The sequence below is a fragment of the Paenibacillus andongensis genome (assembly GCF_025369935.1).
Taxonomy (GTDB): Bacteria; Bacillota; Bacilli; order Paenibacillales; family NBRC-103111; genus Paenibacillus_E; species Paenibacillus_E andongensis.
The window spans coordinates 5,543,151-5,566,194 of the sequence record NZ_CP104467.1 but is presented as its reverse complement, the minus strand read 5'-3'; the positions used below and the strand labels follow the sequence as shown (position 1 = coordinate 5,566,194).

Annotated in this window: 14 protein-coding genes and 3 pseudogenes; 12 read left to right on the top strand and 5 right to left on the bottom strand. The window is 45.8% G+C overall.

The window, feature by feature from the left end:
- Nucleotides 1–43 precede the first annotated feature (43 nt).
- Genes NYR53_RS24925 through NYR53_RS24915 form a run of 3 tightly spaced genes read left to right on the top strand, consistent with a single transcriptional unit; the run spans nucleotide 44 to nucleotide 1,816 of the window.
- Nucleotides 44–733, top strand: coding sequence for a metal-dependent hydrolase (locus NYR53_RS24925; RefSeq protein ID WP_261301824.1), 690 nt, complete (start codon nucleotides 44–46; stop codon nucleotides 731–733).
- A 28-nt stretch (nucleotides 734–761) separates the two neighbouring features.
- Entirely contained in the window at nucleotides 762–1,070 is a 309-nt protein-coding gene (locus NYR53_RS24920; RefSeq protein WP_261301823.1) for a Dabb family protein, read from the top strand.
- A 23-nt stretch (nucleotides 1,071–1,093) separates the two neighbouring features.
- A complete protein-coding gene (locus NYR53_RS24915) occupies nucleotides 1,094–1,816 on the top strand; it encodes a metallophosphoesterase family protein (protein ID WP_261301822.1) in 723 nt (240 codons plus the stop codon).
- Nucleotides 1,817–1,823: 7 nt separating this feature from the next.
- Here the strand turns inward: NYR53_RS24915 and NYR53_RS24910 are convergent, their stop codons facing one another.
- On the bottom strand, nucleotides 1,824–2,183 hold the full coding sequence (locus tag NYR53_RS24910; protein WP_261301821.1) for a helix-turn-helix domain-containing protein: 360 nt from the start codon (nucleotides 2,181–2,183) through the stop codon (nucleotides 1,824–1,826).
- Between the two features lie 230 nt (nucleotides 2,184–2,413).
- Between NYR53_RS24910 and NYR53_RS24905 the strand changes: the two genes are divergently transcribed.
- Complete coding sequence (locus tag NYR53_RS24905) at nucleotides 2,414–2,629, top strand: helix-turn-helix domain-containing protein (protein ID WP_261301820.1); 216 nt, start codon at nucleotides 2,414–2,416, stop codon at nucleotides 2,627–2,629.
- Nucleotides 2,630–2,733: 104 nt separating this feature from the next.
- Here the strand turns inward: NYR53_RS24905 and NYR53_RS24900 are convergent.
- Nucleotides 2,734–7,149: pseudogene (locus tag NYR53_RS24900) on the bottom strand (DUF6359 domain-containing protein); the annotation flags it as partial.
- A gap of 383 nt (nucleotides 7,150–7,532) precedes the next feature.
- Between NYR53_RS24900 and NYR53_RS24895 the strand changes: the two are divergent.
- A complete protein-coding gene (locus NYR53_RS24895; RefSeq protein ID WP_261301819.1) occupies nucleotides 7,533–7,925 on the top strand; it encodes a hypothetical protein in 393 nt (130 codons plus the stop codon).
- A gap of 343 nt (nucleotides 7,926–8,268) precedes the next feature.
- Nucleotides 8,269–10,194, top strand: a complete 1,926-nt coding sequence (locus NYR53_RS24890) for a stalk domain-containing protein (protein WP_261301818.1) — start codon at nucleotides 8,269–8,271, stop codon at nucleotides 10,192–10,194.
- 190 nt (nucleotides 10,195–10,384) lie between these two features.
- On the opposite strand, the gene NYR53_RS24885 is transcribed toward NYR53_RS24890, so the two are convergent.
- Together NYR53_RS24885 and NYR53_RS24880 are read right to left on the bottom strand one after the other, a co-directional pair.
- Complete coding sequence (locus NYR53_RS24885) at nucleotides 10,385–11,062, bottom strand: response regulator transcription factor (protein ID WP_261301817.1); 678 nt, start codon at nucleotides 11,060–11,062, stop codon at nucleotides 10,385–10,387.
- Nucleotides 11,059–13,173: a GAF domain-containing sensor histidine kinase gene (locus NYR53_RS24880; protein ID WP_261301816.1), complete on the bottom strand. Its 2,115-nt coding sequence runs from the start codon at nucleotides 13,171–13,173 to the stop codon at nucleotides 11,059–11,061. The genes NYR53_RS24885 and NYR53_RS24880 overlap by 4 nt, the downstream gene beginning before the upstream one ends.
- A 213-nt stretch (nucleotides 13,174–13,386) precedes the next feature.
- On the opposite strand from NYR53_RS24880, the gene NYR53_RS24875 reads away from it, so the two are divergent.
- The 3 genes from NYR53_RS24875 (at nucleotide 13,387) to NYR53_RS24865 (ending at nucleotide 18,351) form a co-directional block, all read left to right on the top strand.
- Nucleotides 13,387–14,082, top strand: a complete 696-nt coding sequence (locus NYR53_RS24875; protein WP_261301815.1) for a hypothetical protein — start codon at nucleotides 13,387–13,389, stop codon at nucleotides 14,080–14,082.
- 193 nt (nucleotides 14,083–14,275) lie between these two features.
- Nucleotides 14,276–15,739 carry a putative glycoside hydrolase gene (locus tag NYR53_RS24870; protein WP_261301814.1) on the top strand — a complete coding sequence of 488 codons (1,464 nt, stop codon included), beginning with the start codon at nucleotides 14,276–14,278 and terminating at the stop codon, nucleotides 15,737–15,739.
- A gap of 392 nt (nucleotides 15,740–16,131) precedes the next feature.
- The gene (locus tag NYR53_RS24865) at nucleotides 16,132–18,351 is read left to right on the top strand and encodes an S-layer homology domain-containing protein (protein ID WP_261301813.1); all 2,220 of its coding nucleotides are present in this window, start codon (nucleotides 16,132–16,134) and stop codon (nucleotides 18,349–18,351) included.
- Between the two features lie 538 nt (nucleotides 18,352–18,889).
- On the opposite strand, the gene NYR53_RS24860 is transcribed toward NYR53_RS24865, so the two are convergent.
- The gene (locus NYR53_RS24860; RefSeq protein WP_261306514.1) at nucleotides 18,890–19,729 is read right to left on the bottom strand and encodes a helix-turn-helix transcriptional regulator; all 840 of its coding nucleotides are present in this window, start codon (nucleotides 19,727–19,729) and stop codon (nucleotides 18,890–18,892) included.
- 156 nt (nucleotides 19,730–19,885) lie between these two features.
- Here NYR53_RS24860 and NYR53_RS24855 point away from each other — a divergent pair, with 156 nt between their 5' ends.
- The 3 genes and pseudogenes from NYR53_RS24855 to NYR53_RS24845 all read left to right on the top strand — a co-directional run.
- On the top strand, nucleotides 19,886–21,262 hold the full coding sequence (locus NYR53_RS24855; protein WP_261306513.1) for an MFS transporter: 1,377 nt from the start codon (nucleotides 19,886–19,888) through the stop codon (nucleotides 21,260–21,262).
- A 404-nt stretch (nucleotides 21,263–21,666) separates the two neighbouring features.
- A pseudogene (locus NYR53_RS24850) lies at nucleotides 21,667–22,134 on the top strand (dienelactone hydrolase family protein); the annotation flags it as partial.
- 54 nt (nucleotides 22,135–22,188) lie between these two features.
- A pseudogene (locus NYR53_RS24845) lies at nucleotides 22,189–22,632 on the top strand (stalk domain-containing protein); the annotation flags it as partial.
- Nucleotides 22,633–23,044 lie beyond the last annotated feature (412 nt).

The following is a 23,044-nucleotide window of genomic DNA, read 5'->3' as shown; positions in this document are numbered from 1 at the left end:
AAAACAATGAATTGAAATCAGCTAATGACAAAGGAGCGATTTTATGAACATTATTTTTCATGGACAAAGCTGTGTTGAGATTCGATTAAAGGAGCATACGCTCATCATTGATCCCTTCTTGAACCATAACCCTCTAGCCACTGCAAAACCGGAAGATATTAAGGCTGATTACATACTCGTCACACATGGTCATGCCGATCATTTAGGTGATTCAATAGAGATTGCAAAGCGGAACGAAGCCACGATTATTGCACCCAATGATTTGGGAAGGTACTTGTCTTTCCAAGGGGCAAAAACCCACGGAATGGGGATTGGCGGGGAATATCAGTTTCCTTTTGGTAAAGTGAAAATGACGCTGGCGCTGCATGATTCTTCCTATAACCCGCCTGGAACCAAAGAAAATATGTATACAGGGATGGCTAGTGGTTTCCTCCTTACCGTAGAGGGGAAAACGATATACCATGCAGGCGATACGGGCCTTTTTGGAGATATGCAATTGCTTGGCAAATTAAATGCGATCGATCTTGCCTTTCTTCCAATTGGTGACAACTATACCATGGGCCCCCGCGACGCTGTTATCGCTGCACAATTTTTACAAGCAAAAATGGTTGTTCCGATGCACTACAACACATTTCCTCTCATTAAGCAGGATCCGACGGCTTTTGTAGAGAGTTTGGCTGCTGAGGGAATAAAAGGTGTTGTCGTAGAACCTGGTCAAAGTCTATCATTCTAATTTAATTCTAAAGGAGGCTTTTTTAGCCATGATGTTTGAACACTTAGTTTCGTTCAAATTTAAAGAGAATTTAGCTCAACAGAAGGAAAAGGAATTGCTTGAAACCTTATGGTCTCTTAAAAATAAGATTCCTGGGATCGTTGATTTATCAGCAGGCGTAAATGTGACAGAAGAAACAGAAAATGTGCAAGGATACACGATAGGACTTCGTGTGACTTTTGAAGATCAAGAATCTCTGCGTCAATACGGACCACATCCTGCGCATCAGCAATTCGTGCAATCCTTAGAGGGAATCCTTGAGAATGTCATTGTGATCGACTATCCAATCATGAAGTGAGCGATAAACAGGGGGAAAACCGGGTGAAACTAGCCTTTATTTCGGATATACATGGGAATGCAATCGCTCTGGAAGCCGTTCTGGAGGATATAAGGAAGAACCAGATTGACCGCGTATATGTGCTGGGGGATCTTTGCTACCGTGGACCGGATCCCAAACGATCTCTTGCATTGGTCCAATCTTTACAGACGCAGGTCATTAAAGGAAACGCAGATGAATGGGTTGTGCGCGGCGTAAATCAAGGAGAAGTCCCGGAGCAGGTCATCGAAATGATGAGGGCGGAACGGGAGTGGACGGTTGCGCAATTGGACGAGCAGGATGTCGAATACTTATCAAGTCTGCCGACTGAATTGAAGCTTGAGATAGAAGGTATCACGATTCATGCATTCCATGCGACGCCAGATAGCCTGTTCGAAGTTGTTCTTCCTGGCGCTGGTGATGAGGTGCTGAAGTCTAAGCTTATGTCCGCTTCGGATGCTGACATCTTCATTTATGCTCATATCCACAGGCCATTCATCCGTTATATGGAAGGTAAAATACTGATGAATATCGGAAGTGTAGGTCTACCTTTTGACGGTATGCCGAAAGCAGCTTATGCCATTGTAGAAATCGAAAATGGACAAATCCGAACATCGATTGAACGTGTTGCATTTCGGATTGAAGACGTGGTCAAGCAATATGAAGAAGTCCAGTACCCGAACGCAGAAATGATGACAAGAATTGTTCGAAACGGCCTTGTAAAATAAGAACGAATCATTGACCGTCGATTTTCGTTTGACGTTCTTTCCAAAATAAGACAGTCAGCATACGCTCGACCCATTCTTTATCTTCTGTCGTAAGTACAAAACCATCAAACATGAGTTCATTCTCACGGAGAAAACGCCGCAAATTAACGGGATTGCTTTGAAATTGCTGTTCAGTCGGGGATGACTCCAGATATCCTGCGATATCCATTAGTTCGGAATAGGAAGTGTTAAGCCCTTCGGACAGCTTCATTAATACTTCCGGTGAAGGTATGCCGCGGTTACCGTTCTCTAGTTGGGAAATATAAGCGGCTGAGACTCCTGAACGGTCGGCAAGCTCACGAATGGTGAAACCTTTTAATTTGCGCATATCTTTTAATTTATCGTAGAAATACATAGACTCTCACTCACCCTCACTAACAAAAGTAAACATTAGTAAACGATATAATCGTATCAGTTTACTAAAGTAATTACAATCGGAGCAATGAATAAAATTGATCCACAGTAGGTTACTTATGTAAACAAAAATGGTTGCATAAGTAAAATTTAATGGTATAATGTTACAAGGGGAACAAAATGAGAACGGGGGTCTATGGCAGAATGAATATTAAGATCTTGGCGAGGACCGATGTTTTTATTAAAGCGAGAGTCATTAAAGGTTACTCGCAGCGAGAGTTGGCGAAGCACTCGGGTTTAAGTCATGCTTATATCAGTCTGCTTGAACGATCGATTAAATCAGTGGGTCCATCTACGGCAAAGAAATTGAGTGATTTGCTAGAAAAGGATTTGGAAGAATTGTTTCTGATTGAGATGTAGTTGGGTTAGAATGATTTGGCATTGAAGATGTAGGGGAGATGTACAGTAATACCAAAAAAGGCAGTCCTCATCTTGAGGACTGCCTTTTTGTTGATGCTCATTTTTTATTTTTTGATAGGAACGACCACTTGAGTTGACGAGGTTGTTGTATTTCCAGCTAGATCGGTGGCTGTGTACGTGATCGTATAAATTCGTCCGCTGCCTTTACCGGAACGCTCCGCGCGGAGGCTAAACGATGTATCGTTTGTTCCGATCGCCGCGTCTTGAATGTCGTTCTCCGTATTGCCATCGCCTAGTCCGTTTTCAGGCTCATTCGATGTGATCGAGGTCAGCACGACGGAAGCGACACCGGTGCCGGTTCCGTCCGTCTCCACGCCGACGTTTATTTGCACCATTTTGTGATTATTCTCCTGCAGTACCGGTTTATCGACTGAGAGCTTGAGCAACGGCGCGATTTTGTCGATATTGCTGACAGTTGCCGTTACGCTGCCTTTGTTACCGGCTGCGTCCGTGAATTCGAATGTGAAGCTGCCGTTATCGCTGAACGTGTGGGTCAGCGGACCGCTTACCGCTTCGCTCGGCGTAATCGTCGCTATTACATCTTGGTTTGTAGGAGCAGTCGTGCTGTATGCGACGGTTGCCGTCGGTGCCACCTTGTCGATGTTCGCGACTGTTGCTGTTATTGTACCTTTGTTACCTGCCGCATCGATGAATTCGAACGTGAAACTGCCATTATCTGCGAAGGTATAGCTTGTCGAACCGCTGTTGTTCGTGATCGTCACTGGTTCGCTTGGTGTGATCGTAGCGGTCACATCTTGGTTCGTCAGAGCAGTTGTGCTGTATGCTACTGTTGCTGTCGGGGCAATTACGTCTGCGAGCTCTACAGCGCTGATTGCAAGCGGTTTGAGCTGGTAAATTCCTTTAAAGATTGATGAAATGCCTGTCATGTGCACCAGGCTTCCTTCTGGGAATTTAGCCTTAAATTCAGTGAAACTAATCCCTGTGCGGACATCTGCACGAACGTGTGTGGAGCCCGATCCGTTCACGACGTCAAATTCAAAGGAACCTGCAGGCGATGCTGTTTTATAGCTTTGAATGGTGACGTTTTCCAGCTTTACAAGTCGACCTTGATTGTCATCATTTATTGCCGGTTGGACGATGGCTCCCGGCAGACCAACTGTTCCTATTTTTTCGAGAACAACAGGGTCGGTTAATTCCAATTCTGTGTTATATACCGTCTTTTTCGCGCTAATGGAGATCTTATCACCGGCATGATAACCTGCTGCGTTTTGGAACACGTAAATTCCGGCTGTCTCATCCTGTAGGTAGAAGCCTTGACCGCCGAATGCTCCCGGCTCCGAAGTGATGACGCCTTCTACCGTTACCAAATTGTTGTCTGCCTTCAGGCGAGCATCCGCAATTGAGATTTTGTCCGGAACCGGCGGATGATCTTTAGGCAATGGTTCGGCAGGTACGTTGGCGATCGACACGGTTTCTGTCATTTGATTATTGCCGTTTACCTTCAATCGCAAGCTGGCTTGACCTGCGGTTGCCGGGTTGATTTGAACCGTTAAGTCTTTATAGGCATGGCCAGTAGCGTCGGCAGTAGCGGAGAAGCCCGCGCTATATCCAAAGTTGGTAGGCCATGTGCCGTCTGCATTCTGGAATTTGGCTACCTGGGTTCCTCCTGATAGATACAAACCGACTGTCAGGTTCGAAACGGTTTGCCCTGGCAAGAGCTTATCTACCGTTACGCGAATTTGGAACTGCTCGGCGTTCGGCAGTGTGCTCTGATGAACAAATGTATACTGCGCTTGAACTGGCGCTTGCTGAGTGGATCCATAGGATCCCGCTCTAAAAGTAGAAGGGTCGTACCACTTATATCCGGCATCTGGAGCGGCCCATGGTTCCGGCTTCGGCTCTGTAGATTGCGCCGGATTCTCGAAAGCGAGCAATTGAGTCGGTTGATCCAATTGAAGCCCCGCTACTTGAGCCAGGCTGGTGTAGCTTTCATGATTTGCCAACCATTCGACGGTATGAACCAAGAACGCGGCATCGTTGGCTTCGCCCTTGAAGCCGTCATAGGTCGTCTTCTTCGATCCGTTATCTTCGCGCAAATATTTAGGAGTGGCATCTTCAACCGGAGAGGAGTCGCCGATAAAGGCCGCTTTCCCTGCACCAAGCTTGGATACGGCTGCGAACGGGCCTTCCGCACGGCCACCTCCGCTATAAATCCCGCTGTCTACGGCATTAGCCCAAGCAGGAACGCTGGTTGGAACGTAAACAAGTCCCTTTGCTTTAGTCGGATCTAGAATCGCAAGAGTGGATCCCGCATGCATCGCAACCGAGTTTACTCCTGCGGTAATTCCAAACGATTGGTCCGGCGTTACAACATCCGTCAGGTTATCTACGTCGCCAAGCGCATTATAACGGAAACGAACGCCGAAGTTTTGGGCTAACCAGTCCGAGCTTTGTACGCCTTGCATCGCTGCGGACGCCGCTTCTTCCGCGGACATTCCTTTGGCAGGGTTGTCCCATGCGCCACGGCGGTAACCATTCATAACCTCCGAAGCATCCCAACGGTTTTTATTGCGGTCTGCATTGTAATGGTCGGCAATGAAGTATATGCTGCCGCCATCTTTGACGTATTGAAGCATTGCATCTTGTTCGGATTTCTTATAAGGAATGTTTGCTTCTCCGATAATGAAGACGTCGTAATTTTTCAAGTTATCGTAGGTTACGGCTTGTTCACCGAATGTATAAGGGATCGAGCGTTCAAGCGCATCTACGGTAAAACCTGCCGCTCTCAATCCGTCAGCGAAATCGGAGAATCCGCCTTCAATGACCCAGTCGGCTGCGCCGGCTGTTTGACCGTGCGTGTTGTCAAACAGTACTTTTTTGCCCGTTCCATCCGGAAGAGGAGGAACCGGAATTTGCGCTGCTTTGGAATATCCGTTGGCAATCGCATCGGCTTCCGTGTTAAAGAAAATACGTTTCTCTACCGGAACGGAGGCCCACTCTTCTTTGTCCACATAGATTTTCGTATCGGAGTTTCCGACCGGGCGAGTCAAGCCTTCTCCGGAGAAACGTGCACGGAATACGAATGGAAGCTCTTGCAACGGATTAGCCGGATTCCAAATCCCTAATTCTTGGTCCTTTGCCGCTTTCACAGCTGCTTGATACATATTGTACTCATCTGCAGTACCGACCGGCCAGATGAAGTAAGTTACAGCGTAACCTTTATTCACCATTTCAAGGTTCGTATTCAAGCTATCGGACTTGCGTACAACTTGAGCCAATAAGCGGCCATAGTGATCCGTCGCTTCTTCTCCAACCTTTAAGACGACTTTATCGCCCGGCAGAAGTAGGGTTTCCATATAGTGCTTGGCCGCTAAACCAAGATCCAATTGGTTCTGGTCAGCTGGAGTTTTTACCCCGCCGTTTAGATTGATGTATCCATCAGATTCTGGAGTATCGATATTTAAGAAACGGACATTTGTAGCGCCCAGTACAGGACTTTGCAAGGCGATTGTATCTCCATCTACAACCCTTGCGACAGTTGCTTCATAGTCGCCAGGTTGAGTCGGATACAAGGGCGGTTGGTTGGCGGCAAGAACAAAGTCCGCTGCTTTACGAGGAATTACTTGATAGGTAGTATACTGTCCCAATATACCTGTAACCTCATACCACTTATCTTGTTGAACAGCAGCCATATCAAGGGAGCCGTCAATGATACGCACAGTAGTACCGTTAAATTGTTGATCGACGACTTGAATGTTATATCCGCCGCCGGCAGGGGTTGCCGGAACAATCTTGAAATAACCGCTTATATGCACAAGTTGGCCTTCATACTGCTCTGCTTTTGCCGTGTCTTGAAGATCGGCTAAGGACACCTGAACAGGCGCAGGGATAGCTTGATTGTGAGCGGTCACAGTAATGGAGGTAGGGCTAATCTCCGTTAAATCTTTATATGAGGTAATCGTTCCTGTTAATTGAATTTGGTCGCCCTCTTTTAAATCCGGGAAACCGACCGTGGAGGAGTTGAAGATGTTGATTCCTCCGGTGTTATCCTGCACAAATGTAGAGAGCTTTCCTCCGCCGATGGCAGAGTTGTCTGCTGTAACGACACCTGCAATGGTAACGGTGCCGGCGGCTTTTTTCGCATCAGCAATGGAAATGACGCCGGTTGGCGGAGGCGTAGTGTCATCAATAAAGGTAAGAGCAGTAGGCGTTTTTAACCCGGGGAATGTGTTGTAAGCGGATAACGTCCCTGTGACTTTTACTTTTTTTCCGATAATACTGGGGTTGGTTTGAAGTCCGAACTGGGCACGATATGCTGTTGTAAGCTGGACGTCCAATAATTTGGTTTTGTCCCGTTCACTTGAGGTATCTGCAATTAGGAAGTTGAAATCATTGCCGAACGGAGATTGAAAGTTCGCCGACAATGAACCGGTGGCATGTCCGACAATGTACCCTTCCACTGTTCCAGTCCCGCTGTTATTGGCAATAGCCTCGGCAACAGTCATGGAACCATCAGCATTAGCAGCCGATGCCGTACTAGGTAGAACACTGAATAAATTCGATAGTACCATAATCGCAGCCAGTACTATCCATGAGAATTTCTTGAGAAAGTTTGTTCTCATTTGTTGACTTTCCTCCTATTTATAAATTTAAGATTACTAATCTAGTATAATTAACCACTATTTTTTTACAATAATGATCATGTTAAGATTGTATAAATGTTTCGTTAGATTGTAATTAAAGCTATTTAAGTAGGATGCTTCCGTATAAAGATATTCTTGTCCTTAATTAATGTGGGCAGATTAACGTAACATTCGAAATAATTTTATCGTCCTAATGTATAGGATATTACCCCATCATTGAAACTGAAGGAGGGGAGTGCATGAGAATCGTTATGTTTATTCTTTTGTTAACGTGTTTTATTACAGCAGGGTGCACGAAAAATGAAATATTAATGACTTCAGAACAGACTAAAACAATTGGAAATCCAACTGCACAAGAAGTTTTAAGAATGGATCCGAATGCAAATGTTTTTATGTGTAAAGACACCATATACAAAGCAGGAATTCCTTGGGTAGACGAGTTAAAATTAACGAAAGACATACAAGTAACTGAAATTACTCAACAAAGTAATAATGGTAAAGCTTTTAAAAACGGAACAGCTAATAAACTTGTAGTCGGAACAAAGATCTTTCGTGTCAAAGAGCGAAATGACATACTAATAGCTGAAACAGAAAGAGAAGACATTAGATTGTATCAATTAGTTGAAGGATAAAAAACGACATCCAGTTAAAACGAGTTTTATCCTTTTATCATTTATGAGAAACAAATACCGAGAGTGGAAAGCTAAGGGTTAGCTTTCGTTCAAAGAACAAGGAGCAGTTTGCCGAGCGGCATCTGCTCCCTGTTTTTTTGATCGGAACTTGTTGGTTACCAAGTCGGTATGGAAGTTTCCCAACCGAAATTCCCGGTTTTCGGGAATCGCCTCCTCTGTCGAAAGGGAAGTTTGGGGAGTTATAATAAATCCATCAAGTCAAAGAACGCACCTAGAAACACTTGACAACTAGTTAGTGGTAAATTCGTTCCATATCTGTAGAATTGGGAGAAGGAGAATGAACATGATGGTTACGTATAAAAAACAAAGAATTTGGAAATCAGCTGTTTCCCTTGTGCTGGCGGGCTGCTTGTCGTATGGCGGAGTCGCCGGCGCTTTCGGAGAAACCTCGCCTGCTGGAGTTACAATCAAGGAGTTTAGTCTGCTCGATACTGCGTCTGATGTTGTCGGAGCAGCTGACTTCAAGCCGGAGGGCAATAAGGATGGCCACTTCAAGCTGGTGCTGAACTTAGCACAAAAAACGCTCATTAATGCGGTTGTGCTCCGCTCTACGGATGATTACGGCAAGGATAATTCTCAAGGGATGTGGAGAACGAACCGCGCTACGACCGGCTGGTTGCTCGGCATCGTACAGGACAAATCGATTACAGCTGCAGACGGCGCTATAACTCATGAAAGCGAAATTATTAACCCAGGTTTTCGAAAAGATGTGAAGGAGCCGGTCGGCGAGTTCCAAGGGCAGCTTACGTTCGACTTGTACGCTAGTGACAACGGCACGATTAAGGAAACGCAGTCTTACGTGCTGGAAATCGAGACACCGCAAGGTGCGATAGTTTCCAAACCGATTAAATACAAGAAGCCAATGATTTCGGAAGGGACGTCTGCTCCTTCTACGACGCCAGTGCCGTTACCGAGTCCGACACCCTCGCAGGCACCTAATCCGAACCCGACGCCGTCGCCTAACCCAACACCGACCCCGAGCCCGGCTCCTGTCCCTTCTCCTGCGGATGGATCGAAGGATATTGCGATCCATGTACTTTTCAAAGGGGCAGAGCTTCATTTTGACGATGCACAGCCGATCGTGAAAGACGGTCGTACGCTTGTCCCATTCCGCAAACTGTTTGAAACCTTAGGGTTTACGGTGAAATGGGTGGAGGAGGGTGCTGTCCGGAAAGCGATCGGAACGAAGAACGGCCTCTCAATCGAATTGACGATCAATAATACGAATGCAGTCGTAAACGGAAAAACTGTCAGCCTGGACGTACCTGCCCAGATCATTGACGGCAGTACGATGGTACCATTGCGCTTCGTTTCGGAGAGCAGCGGTTACGATGTTGCTTTCTCCAGCAGCGGCAATGTGTGGACGATTCAGATTGAGGACCCCGCCCCAGGCACGAATCCGACACCAACACCAACACCAACACCAACACCAACACCAACACCAACACCAACACCAACACCAACACCAACACCAACACCAACACCAACACCAACACCAACACCAACACCAACACCGGCGCCCGTACCATCTGCAGGAGAGGTTGAACCCTACGTCGTTAAAGGGTATTTACTGAATTCTCAGGGCAATCCAATTCCGGGAATCACGATAAATGCGGATAACCTATTGCTTTATGATAGCAATATGCAAAGTGTTACCGATGAGAATGGATACTATCGAATTGAATTGGCTCACGTTCCCGCAACATGGAGTATGTCCTCGTCTTTCTCCCGTGAGTACAATGGTAAGGAACTTAGTTTCTTTTTAAGGTCTGACGTCGATAAACCGTTCGCCGGGAGCACAGGGGCTATTCGTAATTTTACCTTGAAGGATGTTGTAGGGCATATTGAAATCAATCCCGATTTTTGGTCGTTTGACGATAGTTTGCCAGAATTCCAAATGAGCGACCTTGAAGTTACACTCACACCTGTCGGAGCGTTATTTGACGGCAGCACCGGCCAAATCATTACGAAACGCGCAGATGTACTCGAGACAGGCGGTCACGGGTTGGATAAAATACCGCTCGGGCGGTACAAGATAGCTGCCAGATGGATGCCGGAGGGGCACGAACCTATGACTATGCTTTTACGCATCAAAGGCACGGGTAAATTTGTCCAGTCTGTCGAATTCGATTTTCATAATCCATTGGGCACACGTTCGATCTTTCTAAATGAGTTTGAAGCCAAGCTCAGTAGTACGGCCGGAAATTAGCCCCAGAACAAGCGCAGTCTCTCCTATTTGGAGAGACTGCCTTTTTTCGTAGGGATATGATGAACGATTTTGAGCCCGGTAAGGTTTACCTATAAAGACGAGATTGACTACGAGATGGAATCAGTTTCATAAGCTATTTTGATGTTTAAATCGCAGGCCAAACAAAATCAACTCATTGAAAAAATTACCTTTAGTCCGTTTGGTTTCTTATGTTATTTGACTCTAGCCTATGCTTCGACTCTCTTGCCAGACGCATAGCCTCTTTCCGATCGGCAACCTGCAGCTTGTTTAATATGTTAGTTACATAATTAGCTACCGTTTTACCGCTTAATTCGAGCTTCTGTGCGATTTGGGCGTTCGTAGAGCCGCCTTCCATGAGATAAAGCACTTCGCGCTCACGGCCAGACAGTTCAGGAAATAATTCTTCCTGAGCAGCCGGGCGCGCCATGGAGAAATATTCGATCATGCGGGAGGCTATGCCGCTGCTGAAAATGGCTTCTCCGCTGCCAACAGCACGTATCGCGCGAAGAAGCTCATCCTTCTCAGCATCCTTAAGAACGTAACCTTTAGCCCCGGCACGCATAGCTGTAAATACGGAGGTATCGTCTTGAAACATCGTAAGGATAAGGATCTGTATGCTCGGGTTTGCGCTAACGATGCGCCGGGTCGCTTCAATGCCGTTCAAGCCTGGCATGCGAATATCCATGAGCATGACATCGGGCTTCAGCTCTTCGGCAAGCAGAACGGCTTCTTCACCGGATGCGGCCTCACCCACGACTTCCAAATCAGGTATTGTACTGAACAGTGTACCTACACCATGTCTGAAGAGCGGGTGATCGTCAACAATTACAAGTCGTAATGATTTCATGTTCTAACCTCCGTCTCGGCATTCACAGGCAAAAGTGCAACAAGACACGTTCCTCCTTGTGATGCATTCTCGATTTTGCAGCTGCCCCCCAGCTCTTCTGCACGCTCCCGCATGGATTGCAGCCCAATTCCGCTAACTCGATCACGGCGAACAGTAGCTCCTAATCCAATGCCATTATCTCGCACCTCCAGCTTCAGCATGCTGGTCTGCTCATTCAACATTAGGCTGACCTGACAAGTGCTTGCCTTTGAATGGCGAACGACATTGACGATCGCTTCGGTAACAATGCGATACGCAGCCACCTCCACAGCCGCCGGAAGTGCCGGAAGCGCATCAGGTACATCGAGATGAAAAGTCAAATCGGGTATACTGCCCCATTGATGTGCACGCTGGATCGGCGAGGAGACATCACTTATTCTTTCTTTGACAGCGCCAATGAGCCCCAACTCATCCAATGCAGGAGGCCTCAGGTCATGCACCATGCCGCGTATTTCGGCAACGGTACTGCGTATCGTCGTTCTGAGCTCCGTTAGAATCGTTTTGGTCGCTTTCATATCCGTAACCAGCAGTTCTTCTGCTGCGGCAGCGGTTAGAGCGAGTGATGCTAATCTCGGTGCAAGATCATCGTGCAAGTTACTTCTTAACCGCCTTCGCTCTTCTTCCCTAGCCAAAACCAGCCGTTCCCTGGATTCCTGCAAGTCTGCAGCGAGCAGTTTAAGTTCGAGTGACACCTTAACACTCTTAATTACAGCACCCGCCTGACGAATAAGGGGCTCCAGGAAGCTTCGATCCGAAGGAGTGAAGGTTTCTCCACTCCCGCGTGGCGACAGATACAATGTTCCCAGCACTTCTCCCTGATGAACGATGTTATGTTCCACGTACTCCGGCTGCGGCCTGCCATCCTGAATGGTCATCCATACTTCACCGTGCTGCCTAAAGACAAGGTAACCGTACGGAAGTCTCAACGCTTCCCGAATCGTTCGAACGACAACCGCCAGAACCTCTTCCGGCGGCATGGGCTCCTCCAGCTTCTTCCCGAGCTTCGTCAGAACGGCGAATGGGTCGTCCTTTTCCCCGTACATCAGGCGGTTAATCCATCGTTGCAGTTTCTCTTTCACAGGGGTAAATATGACGGCCACAATACCCGTAGCAACGAGAGATACGAATAAATGATGCTGTGTGTTCAATAGTTTACCGATATACCAAACACTGATCACATAGATCCCGACTACACATGCTGATAAAATCCCATAAAGCAGGGTCCGGTTCATTAAAGGATCAATATCCCATAGCCGATGCCGCAATATGGCCATGATCAATGTAACTGCAATGATCATCATAGATAAATGAATGCCTATCTCCATGCCGTACATCAAAAATGGATTGTTATTCAATTCCGCTTCCCAAATGATGAACATAATCGTTAATCCGATTAACCCCGACAAGGCAAGTGAAAGACCGTAGACGACCCATTTGGTTTGTTGTCGTTCCAGCGGTCCCATCTCCTTCCTATAGCGGTACCACTGTATACCTATGAGAGAACAAGCCCATACGAATAACCAAGCAAAGCCAAGAACCGGTGAAACATGCTGCAAGTCAAACGCCGTTCCGGGAGCAATGAACCCGGGAATGCGGAGGACGCTTAAGGCGATCGCCAAAACTAATGACCATTTCGGCAAAAATCGTCCGACTGGAAATAAAAAAAAGAAGAATATTAAAGCGGAAAATCCAATGGATTCAAGAATCCGAATAAAAAACTGAAAATAAGGATTCATGACCGAAATAGCAAACGTAAAGGGAGTAAAGGTGCAGCCTAGCGTGAATAGCATTAGAGTACCTAGCAAACCGAGCATTTCATTCGACTTTCTGTAGAAAATGATTGCCCCTGCGATCATATAAACCATGCCAAACACGAGGTAAATCACTTCGTAGCCGAGGGCGAATTGTTCTGGACTTACCCGGTTAGCGGCGAACCATTCTGGTGCAGGCGGTGGGATATAGAAAGCCTCACACCCTTGCAGCGCGCAATGGTTTTTAACTTCATTGTAGAATACTGGAATACTGGCAACAAATAATGCCAGCGTTAACAAGCACAGAACGAACACAGCCATTCGCAGGAGCTTCATTTTACCTATCACAATCCTTATATGCGTTTTCTTACTATGAAAATTATAGCAGTCGAGACTAATCAGCGTAAATGCTTTTACATCACCACAAATGAATTTCCCGATCAAGTTCCCAACCTTTGGGAATCGCCTCCTCATGACTTGGGAAAGACTCAGATAGTAAGCTATGGATATAAACGGCTCTAAGGAGGATATAAAATGAACATTTCAATTCCAAAAGGTTTTTTGCGTTTCTCAGGGTGGGCATTATTCATCGGCGGTATCATGGGGGTAATTGGGCAAGTAATGCATGCAGGTGATGTACCGGAGACGGTTTCGGCCATTCCGTCTTTCTTGAAGCAAGCAGTTAATCTTCATGTCTTACTGGCTTTCTCTTCCACGTTTTTGCTTCTGGGTCTTCCGGGATTTTTCTTGCGACAATCCAAGGGGTTAAGAAAATGGGGGTGGGTCGGTCTGCCGCTGCTCTTTATCGGTATGATGTTTGAGATTTTCCATGGTCCGGTTCAAATTATCGCCTACCCGATTCTGTTCGGTTCAATTCAAGATGAAGCTGCCCTGAAGGTAGTCTCCGATCAAATCAATAACATGAGCATTGACAAATTTCCGCTACAACTGTTAGTTCTGATTCCAATCATTCCTTGCATTTTCATCGGCTTGCTGTTAACAGGCATTGCCACGCTCAAAGCACGCGTGTTGCCTAGAGGACTGGGCTTATCTGCGATCACAGTACTGGTGATTCTCGTTGTAGGTAAATTCATTCCTTTACACATCTTCGAGTATTCCTTCTCTCTTATCCACGTCGTTTTCACTTATTTCGGAGCGACTCTCGCTTTTGAATCCTACGCATCTATTTCTACGTCGGCATCTTCCTCGTTTAAAGATCAACAAGCTTAAGCCTTCCGTTAGAGTAAGAAAAACCGTTAGGGAATCCTGACGGTTCTTTTAGGTTCAACGTACATGAATTAATCAAGGAGTTTTATGATAAATATGAGATTAAATAAGAAGCTAAACAATCGAGCATAGTTACCTTCCCTCATGAATACTTCAATTACAAAGGCTGAATTGCCGTTGTGAGGGGGAGAACGTTATGAGGAAAAATGGGCTTACCGGGATTTTGCTCGCTCTAGTGCTTGCATTGTCCGCTTGTTCGTCATCGGATGTTGCTGTCGAGACGCCGCATCCATCGGAGCAGCCGTCTCTGGTCGTGCCGGAGGTCACGCCGACTACCACGCCAGTGCCTACACCAGCGCCCTTGGAGTCGCCGCCGGTGGATTCGAGCACGCCTGCGCCTAGTCAAGCGCATACATTTGATCCTCCTGTGCATTTCGAGTATCCAGATGCGGTGCGCGGTATTTATGTAACCGGCTGGTCAGCCGGCGGTGCTCGCATGCCGAAGCTGCTGTCGCTTGTGGACAGCACCGATCTCAACGCGATGGTCATCGACATCAAGGATGATGATGGCTATATTACGTTCAAACCAGACGGGAAGCTTGCCGAATTCGGCCAGCCTTACATCCATGATCCTGGGGCGCTCATGAAAATGTTGGAGGAGCATCACATTTATCCCATTGCGCGCATCGTATCCTTTAAAGATACGGTTTTGGCGAAAAAGCGCCCGGATCTTTCGTATGTGGATGGCAGCAGCATTTGGCGCAACGGGAACGGCGACGGGTTTATTAACCCGTTTCTGAAAGAAACGTGGGAACACAATGTTGATGTCGCCAAAGTTGCGGCGGAGCTTGGATTCAAAGAGATTCAGTTTGACTATGTCCGCTTCCCGGAAGGCTTCGAAAGCCGCGACAAATCGTTGATATATTCGATGGGCGACTATAAGGATAAAAAGCCGTTAAAATTCGAGGAAGAGGAAAAAAAGTATGCCGAAGCTTCAAAGAAATATGAAGCGGATTTAGCTGCTTTGGAGAGCACGCTGACTGACGCGACGAATACGTACAATGCTGATAAGACGGATGCGAACAAGAAAGGGCTGGATGATGCGCAGAAGAGCGTAGTTGATCTGAAAAAAGGGGCGCCAAAAGCACCGGATGTCAGTGAGAAATCAAGGCTAACTCAGCTTCGCGTAGATGCGGTCAGCGACTTTGTCGCTTACGCAAGAGAGCAGCTCAAACCATACGGTGTCAAAGTGTCCGTTGATATTTTCGGCTATTCAGCGACGCTGCCAGAAGCGCCAGGGATTGGGCAGAATTTTAACCGCATATCAAGCTCGGTTGATGTCATCTCCTCTATGATTTATCCGAGTCACTGGTCGGACGGCTATTTTGGCATTCCTAAACCGGATAAAGAACCTTATCGCCTTGTCGCCGAATATATGAAGGCAGAGAAAAAGAAGTTTGCCGAGATGCAGAAGCCGCCTCTTTCGCGGCCTTGGATTCAAGATTTCACAGCAAGCTGGCTTGGCGCTGGCAATTACATCAAGTACGGCCAGGCTGAAGTGGATGCGCAAATTAAAGCTTTGAGCGACGTGGGCGTTCGCGAATACCTGATCTGGAATGCGAATAATTCGTATTCAGAGGGCGTTACATATATCCCGTAACTTTCATTTGTAACTCCCGTGAATTGAGGGACGGGCAGGATAGTTGAAGATTATTCGCGGCGAACCGTATCATAAGTGAGCACATAGTTAAAATTTTCAGAAGCATCGAAGAACAATTGAATGTTCTTGATGCTTCTTTTTTTTCATCAAGTTTCGGTGAACCGTTTAAGTATGAAAGGTGCTTGACGATGGCAGACCGAATTTGGAAAACGGTAAACGTTGAAGGAATAATATGTTCAACTCTATGAATCTTCGACATTATTCCACATTTTTTTATCTTTATCTGTATCAATTTGGGCTTGGAGGATTTATAATCCTATTGATGGGTAGGTCTATTGATCTAGTTTTATCTGCCTTAACAGAACAAATATAATCGACTAAGGAAGTGAATTATGAAAAGTTTTACAAATAGGTTTGGTTGGTTAGCGGTTTTAGCTTTTGTTTTTATGCTGTTGAGTGGGTGTGTGGCTCCGACCGGCGGATACCCGAATCCAATGAGTTTCAACATTTCTCCGTCTCTAAGTGTGAATGAACAAGTCTATATTCGTTATTCTGATAGAACGCCGCCTTCATTTTCTAGTGTTGGGCCGGGAACGGAGAACCTATCCCTCATACCGGATGCTAACAAAACTATGGTCGGCTTCTATGTTAGTGACGGAAATACAAGTTGGGTGCCTAAGTATAACTATGGTCTCCTTGCTCCTAACAGTGTATCATTCAGTAATCTAAGTGAGACAAAACCATTAGAGCCTGCTTCTTATGCAGTTATGCAAGGGAAGCCTGCCATAAATACCGAGCACAAGGGCTTTGTTAATGTAACATTTGCGGTATACGGCTCCACCGGGAATCTCCTTGAAACCGGACGAACGGAAGTATTTGCCCATTCCAATTCGGATGAAATGTTCTTTAATACGGATCCTTCAGACGTTAATCAAAGTATACCTTTTGGTCCTGGCTACACACGGATAGATACAGTAACTGAAGGGTTTTCCAGTTATACAGAGCACGGTCTTGTAACTTTCCTCATTAAATCCGATACGACCGATATTTCTTCAATTCCGCTGCAATTATTTTCGGGTTCCAATTTTATATACGATTACGCCTCAGCGCAAGCAGTCGCAGCTGATAAAGATGACCTCGAAATCGGCTATGCTCCCGGAAACACTGCCAACAATGTAACTAATAATCTAACATTGCCGACAACGGGACTGAGCGGTACGTCCATTACATGGACAAGCAGCAATCCATCTGTTATCTCAACTACGGGAGCCGTAAATCGTCCAAGCAGCAGTGACGCGAATGTAACTGTGACCGCAAGGGTTTACAAAACCGGATCATTCGAAAATAAACCGTTTAACCTTACTGTTAAGCAAGCGGATTCCGCACCTACAGGCGGCGGCCCATCGTCGTCAACGCCAACGACAACAATCAAAATTGATGGCGCTGATGTCGATACGAAAGTTACACGCGAAACATCTGCAGATGGCCAATCGGTTACAAAAGTATCCGTCGATGCCGACAAATTAACGAACGCTTTTGGTCAAAAAGACTTGATTACATTAGGAATAAGCAACTCTGATCCAATCGTTAAGGTAGATATCCCGACGAAAGCCCTATTAAATATCGCAAGCAGCAATCCAAACGCTGTTGCACAAATAAAAGTGGATGGAGCCAGCTACAGTCTCCCTGTAAGTGTCATCAAGAATTTACCGAAGGATGCAACCGTCACGGTGACGATTACTAAATTATCGAGCAAATCCAACGATGATGTAAAAGCCACAGCTCAAAAGCAAGGATCCACTCAGCTTGTCACAAGCGCAGTTGACTTTACAGTAACTTACGGAGTTCAAGAAGTAACGGATTTCAAAGGAGAATACGTAGCTCGTACGTTGTCGTTAACAACTTCTGCAGATTTCAATAAGTCTACTGCGGTGTGGGTAGATGAGAACGGCAAGATGCACTTCATCCCATCGATCTTCACAACGAATGGCGACTCGACAGAAGTAACGATTCATTCGCCGCATAACAGTGTGTACACTGCGATTCAATCAAACAAAACCTTTACGGACCTGCAAGGCCACTGGGCAAAGGCAGACGTAGAGCTGCTTGCCAACAAGCTCGTAGTTGATGGTGTCACTGCGAGTACTTTTGCACCGGACAGCCAAATCACACGCGCTGAGTTTTCCTCGTTGCTCGTCCGTGCACTTGGTCTTGTGGAAGAAAAGGGAACACCCTCTTTTACTGATGTAAAAGCAACGGATTGGTTCGCAAATGCCGTAGGAACCGCGCAAAAAGCAGGGTTCATCACAGGTTTTGAAGATGGAACGTTCAAGCCGAATGCCAACATTACCCGCGAGCAAATGGTCGTGATGATTCAAAGAGCGCTCAAGTTTGTCGGCAAGGATGCGCAAGCAAATACGAATGTACTCAATAAATTCAACGATCAAACTACGATCGCCGGTTGGGCAAGAGATGCAGCTGCGCGAGCACTGGCAGCTAACATTATTCAAGGCACGTCGGATACGACCTTTGCGGCTAAAGAAAATGCCACTCGCGCGCAAAGCGCTTCGATGCTAAAACGGATGATGCAGTATCTGCAGTTCATCAATTAATAAAAACAGAGAATCCTCTTCGGTCGGCGTGACCGGAGGGGATTTTTTCGGAACATCGCTTTTTCAAGGAGGGGTACCACAGTGCAAGCTTTACGAAATTGGGAGTATTAGAGCATGACAACATCGTTCACGGATTTGTACGAAGAATCGGCAATCAAAGGAAGCTTTTTCACACCTTTATGAAATCGTCACATCCAGTGAAAATATTTTGCTTGCTTACCGTACGATGAAATCCAAAACAGCACTCATATCGGAGTATGCATCGACCGAATCTCGCGGAAGAAAATGCTCCTTGGAAGGCGAGCGGTCGAAGGTGCGAATTTTTTCTAACGAATTCTGTAAAAAAACACGATTACCACCGCGATGCACTTAAAATTCTAATTTATTATGGAACATAACAATAACGGAGCCACGCGGGTTTGCGGGCTCCGTTTTCCATTTAATTTTGGAATATCACATCTAGCTTTTATACGTATCTTTATGAGGGTAATCAACCATATGCCCGACCATTTTGATCGAGCTGATTCTTTTTTTACAATTACTCTAATAGAAGCTTGTTCAGCTTGGAGATCGTATCGTCATCGTTTGACGGTATATTGATCGTGACCGTAAGGTGGGGAGCATCCGATACAAGGAATGAAATTTGATCGAATACGAGCAGTCCGACCGTTGGATGATAATTGATTTTCTTTCCTTCAGGACCGTTCAGAACATCGTGCTCTGGCCACCATGTCCTGAATTCCTCGCTTGCTTGATTCAATTCATCGATAAGCTCCATCCACCAAGGATCACCCGCAAATTTCCCGTAGTTAGCGCGAAACTGAGCTAACCGGTGTCGCGCATGTGTTTCCCATGTTTCCTGAAGCAACTGCCGGACATACGGTGATGTGAACGTCCGCCAGACGGAATTTCGTTCGCGCGTCGACATCACCTCATAATTCCCGTAAATTATGCTTGTAACCTTGTTCCATGCAACAATATTCAGGCGCTGATCAGTAACGATGGCCGGACTTGTCCCCTGCAGATCAAGGAAGCTCTGCAACTTCGGGCTAATGACACTTTCGGCCGGTATCAGATCGGGAGGCAGTTGCTGGAGGGCCAGCAGAAATAAATGTTTTCGCTCATTTGGATCAAGTTGGAGAGCCCGCACAATATTCTCCAGCACTTGAGTGGATACCTGAATGTTTCGCGCTTGCTCAAGCCACGTATACCAGTCCACGCTGATGCCGGAGAGCAACGCTACTTCCCCGCGCCGAAGTCCTGGCGTTCGCCGCCGACCTCTATTAGGCAAGCCGGCCTGTTCGGGTGAAATACGGGCACGCCGCGTCTGCAAAAACTGAGCCAGCTCATGTAATCGTACATTGGCTGATTGTTCCATTGTTTCACACCTGCCCCCTTGTCGGATTCTCATCATAGGAGAAAAACTCCTAGGATAAACCATCATCTCGTTCTAGTATATAATTTATTTTACACTAATGAAGGAAATAGTGAGTAATTCAATCTTGTAATGAAAGGAGAATTAATTTTGGAAAAAGTGATGCAAATACAGTCCAAAAGTACCAGTAAGCGGGTAAATGCGCTACTTCTTCTTGGACTTTCTCTAGGATACTTTATGGTACTCTTGGATATGACAGTGGTAAGTGTCGCATTACCTGCTATTCGCGCCGATTTTGGGGGAGGGATAGCTGGTCTTCAATGGGTGGTCAACGCCTACACGATCGTTTTCGCCGGCTTGCTGCTGTCGATGGGGGCGATTGCCGACAAGCTGGGGGCTAAACGAGTCTATATCGGCGGTCTGGCGCTATTTCTCGCCGCATCAGCCATTTCAGCAGTTGTTCCGTCTCTTGGTGCACTTATCAGCTTGCGCGCTATACTCGGTGTGGGAGGTGCAGCCCTGTTGCCAGCTTCGCTCACCCTCTTTGCCCATACTTTCCCTGAGCCGGCTCAACGTGCTCGGGCTCTTGGCATATGGGCAGCGGTTACGGGAATAGCGATGGCCGCAGGACCTGTCATCGGTGGACTATTGGTCGACTCACTTGGTTGGCGCAGCATTTTTCTTCTCAATGTGCCGCTTGCTGTCATTAGTTTGATCCTGACTTCGCAGTTCGTCAACGAAACAAACCGTAATCCGCAGCAAAGCTTTGACTTAGCAGGCCAAGTCTCGGCCATAGCCGCCATTGTCGTATTGTCCTTCGCTCTCATGGAGGGGGAGTCATACGGATGGAACTCCGCGATTATTTTGGGGGCATTTAGTCTGGCACTGCTGTGCGCCATCGTATTCTTGATGGTGGAAGCGAAAGGCAAGACACCGCTGCTACCGCTGCAGCTATTCAGAAATTCCACCGTATCGGTGGGAATGATTACCGGGATGGCAATTAATATCGGCATGTCGGGAATTTTGTTCATACTGCCATTATTCTTCCAACAGTTACGCGGATTATCGGCCCATATGGCAGGACTCGCGCTCCTTCCGATGATGATTCCAATGGCCTTCAATCCGATTTTTACCGGTCGAATCGTGGGGCGAATCGGAGCAAGAATACCGATGACGATTGGGTTTAGCCTTGGGGCTCTGGGTACACTGCTGCAAATATGGGTGGATGTGAATACGAGTTATGCTCTTACTCTGATTGGTTTGCTCCTGATCGGTTTCGGAGTGTCCTTTACGATTCCATCGTTGATGACAGCCGTTATCTCATCTGTCCCTAAAGAACAGACCGGTGCTGCTTCAGGAGCGCTTAATTCAAGCAGACAGCTTGGCGCGACGCTTGGCGTTGCCATCCTCGGCTCGATTCTAAGTGGCAGCGAATCTTTTATAGCCGGAATGCATATGTCGTTAGTTGTTACAACCGCTATCTTGTTCGGTGGCAGCTTACTCTCGTTCGCATTTATTGGCCGCACAAAAGGATAAAAAAAGGCTTCTAGGTGGGAGCTAATAATTGATTTTCCTGGCAGCTTTCCCTGATTATGAGTTGATGTTCAAGCGCAACTCGGCTGGGTTTACTGTCAAAATCATTGATCTTCGCACTAATAAGCTCCATCGCTTGTTTTCTTTCACTCGTTCCCTTCAGCTAAACTGGCAGAATAGTTTGAAAACATATTAAATAAAGGATAACTTCTTTTACATACAGAAATAAAAAATACTGATGGTTTGACTGGTTTTAATTAGATTTTGCGTCTATATAGTGTAAGGGATGTTGAGGTGAGTTATGGAAGACAAATAGGTGGTTAAATCTGCGAACCAGGGCGAAACGACGAGACTAAGCTAACGGACCGTATAATGATGCAAAACGGAAAAAGATTGGAGGAAACAAAGTGTTTAGCATACAAAAAGATTCTGATACTGCAATTATCGTTGTTCACGAAATTTATGGAATCAATCAACATATGAAATTTATTTGTCAATCATTATCTGAATATGACTTTGATGTCTTTTGTCCTAATTTGTTAGATAAAGAAATGCCTTTTGATTATTCTCAAGAAGAAGATGCTTACTCCAATCTTATGAAGAACATAGGGTTTACAAATGCTTTAATTACAATTAAAAATTCAATAATGGATATTAAGGATGAATATAAAAAAATATTTGTTGTTGGATTCAGCGTAGGAGCAACCGTTGCTTGGCTGTGTAGTGAAGAACAACTTGTTGATGGGATAATTGGATATTATGGTTCTCGTATCAGAAATTTTATGGATATATCACCTCAATGCCCTACATTGTTGTTCTTTCCGCAAGAAGAAACATCATTTAATGTTGATGAGTTAATTTCGACTTTAGATAACGGAGCTCGAGGGGGGAGGGATTAATATTCAAAAAGCAACTTTTTAGGATTTGAAGTCGATTGGAATCCTAAGGACCAGACTACGAGAATTATTGATCGAAATACGAGAACCTTTGGTTTATCTTTTTTAGTTGATGCAAATCAGATCCCACTCTTTTACATGCCACAAAAAGATGCTGATCCATTTATTACTATAGCGATACTAGATGATACTCCGATTTTGATAAACGATGAGGTTTATATCCCACTAAGGTCTTTTTGTGAAATTTTTGCAGGAGATATTCAATGGAACGAAGATGAACGAAAAGTGATTGTAAATGTAAATACAAATGACTTTTCAAAAATATGGAAAGCACTCGAATCCCATGAGACCAAAGAGGGAAATCAATCAAAATCTACCGAAATGACACAAAGGTCTATTCCAGGCATGGTTCCTTTGGACATTAAGCAGAAATTAGAAGAGACTTTCAGTCTTAATTTCAGTCAGGCCAAATTTTAGAATGGAGGAGAGAGATATCCATCGGAGTTTTTAATTAGTGGATCGTCTTTTCCTACTGAGACCGTTTTCGTTGGATATTTATGCTAACGGAAGTTCAATAAAACAGCGGTAGTCTAGGACATTATTTACTCGTCCATGGCTGCCGTTGTTTCTGTTTTTTGGTTCAGTCTAATGCTTGATTTTTCCAATTACTATTGAACACTCTTAGCGAAATGACCGTTCGTATAGTCATACTCATTAAAGAGCCCTACGCTGCCATAAGGAATGATAAGTGGTCGGTCGCTCAACCGAGGGACGGGCAGTTTACATGGACAAGAAAAGGGGGCTGCAAGATCAGTCTCAGGAATGGTACCACTTCATGGTTACGTGCTAAGTAAGCGTCTTACAAAATTGTAAGGTAGATGTAAGGCAA